Annotated in this window: 3 protein-coding genes; all 3 read right to left on the reverse strand. The window is 47.5% G+C overall.

All coding sequences use genetic code 11. The features are described from left to right. Nucleotides 1-230 (reverse strand): hemagglutinin repeat-containing protein (locus EOJ37_RS13990; RefSeq protein ID WP_155522512.1); only part of this gene is annotated, 230 nt, incomplete at its 3' end. 143 nt (nt 231-373) lie between these two features. After that, on the reverse strand, nt 374-796 hold the full coding sequence (locus tag EOJ37_RS13995) for a DUF6911 family protein (protein WP_240651726.1): 423 nt from the start codon (nt 794-796) through the stop codon (nt 374-376). A gap of 4 nt (nt 797-800) precedes the next feature. Then, a partial coding sequence (locus EOJ37_RS14000) for a cytidine deaminase-like fold-containing protein (RefSeq protein WP_240651727.1) occupies nt 801-1,936 on the reverse strand: 1,136 nt, incomplete at its 5' end.

Consider the following 1,936-nt stretch of genomic DNA (forward strand, 5'->3'; position numbering starts at 1 on the left):
TGCGCAGTGGTGCGCTGCATCGATTTGCCCACGGTGAAGCCGATGCCGCCACTGCTCATCAACCCCGATTTGGTCTTCTCTTGCAGGTGGAACTCGCTCTGCTGCTGTTCCGCTGCCACGATGTTCAGGTTCTGTGCCGCATCCAGGCGCAGAGTGTTGTCTGCCACCACCGCGCTGCCGCTGACGGTGACGTTGTTGCCTTTCACCGCGACTGTGTTACCCGACAGCATTGAGCCTATCGCCAGCCCCTGTTCATTAGCCGGTTCTGCATGATGCAGAGTCGGCTAATCGCGTCAATGTGAGTTGGCCGTGCTATTACGAAGTTTTAGGGCGTAAAAGCAAAAATCCCAGCCAGTTGGCCGGGATTCTAATCTCAACTCAGAAGATCCGTTGATACGTTGCCAGTGTCGAAGAACTCTTTAAAGATCCTGATAACAAGATCAAAGTCCTTTGTAAGCTGTCGTTCAGGCCAGTAATTGCCAATAAGCATTACTTTATTGTCTGCTTTCGACATATCCCAATATGAACGAACATCAGAGTCACTTTCTGAATATTCCAGTAATGTTAATAAATAAAAGCCATTCTCTGTAGATACATCAAGCTTTGCTGGACCAATATCAGGGTCAGGTAGTACCGTCAATCTTACTGTACCTTCTTTACCTTTTACTTTTAGCAACAACTCTTCAATGTCATCCCAATCTGGCCTACGTATTCTGGTAAAAGAGTTTTTGTTACTAAGGTGAAAATCAGCTTCAAACTCTTTTTTCAGATAATCTGGCTCAAGACCTATCTTCATAATACTATTTCCTAATGAATTTTTTTGTACCAGCTTCCCAATACAAAACATCACCGCTGAATTCTTCATATATCGTAAGTGATTTTAAGCCTGATTTCGCAGCCATGGCTTTTACGTCACTGAGACAATAAGTACAAAGAGGCTCCCCACTCACTGACATAAGCATATCTCTGCCATTAGTCATCCCTTTCTCATAGGCTTGTTGGATCACACCTATTTCTGCATGAGCAGTTCCCATGTTTCCATTAGGGAAGTTTTTATGAGGCTCCTTCACTATCTTAGCCTGCACAACATCGTTGATCAGAGTCGGTTTATTAAAATCAGCCAACTGTGAAGGCCTTGCCCCCTGGTTCGTATCAATGAACTTATTACCATCAACGTTACCTTCCGCTTTAACCTTGAGATTAGCCTCGTTGATCTTCACGTTTTCGCCAGCAATCTTGTTGATTGCTTTCGCCGCTGCTGCGCCAAGTACCGGCGTGAGTGAAGCAACAATAATATCACTACCTTGTTTCAGTTCGGCATAACCCTTCGCAGTCGCGTAATCAACCCCTTTCGTAGTCATAAAGAAGTTGATCAAGGCATCCTTCACCTGCTGCTGATTCTGGGCATCAACGCTGGTGATATTCAGCAGATCCACTATCTGACCGTAAGCATCCGCATATTGCTGGCTGGCTTTCGAGTTGTAGTTGCCGAGGTTCTCATAGCCCTCTTTGGCTGCTATCACCTCCAGTCGAGCTTGCGCACAGGCTGCACTGGCGGCACCTCCATTGCTACAGGCATCCAGCACTTTCTGATTACTGCTAATATCTTTTTCAATCAGTGCGTTGATTTTTTCCTGCGCTTTTTCTTTTTCAGCCGGGTCGGTCGCCTTTTGTAACGCCTGTTTCGCCAACTCAAGTTCTGTCTTTTCAGACACACTCAGATAGTTATTCTCCACCGCGTTCTTCCCTATCTGGGCGCTTTTCGCGGTGTCGCTGCTGCTGTCGCCCAGTAGCCCTCCGGCCAGGCCAGCGGCGAGTGTGCTCAGTGAGGCGATATTCTGCTTCTCTTCCTCGGTTAATTCACTCACTTTTTTGCCCGGGTAGAGCGAGTTCATGATCGCGTTCGCCATCAACTCCGCGCTGGCGCCCGCTGCCG

Origin of the sequence: Serratia microhaemolytica, from assembly GCF_004011885.1 — a bacterium.
Classification (GTDB): domain Bacteria; phylum Pseudomonadota; class Gammaproteobacteria; order Enterobacterales; family Enterobacteriaceae; genus Serratia_G; species Serratia_G microhaemolytica.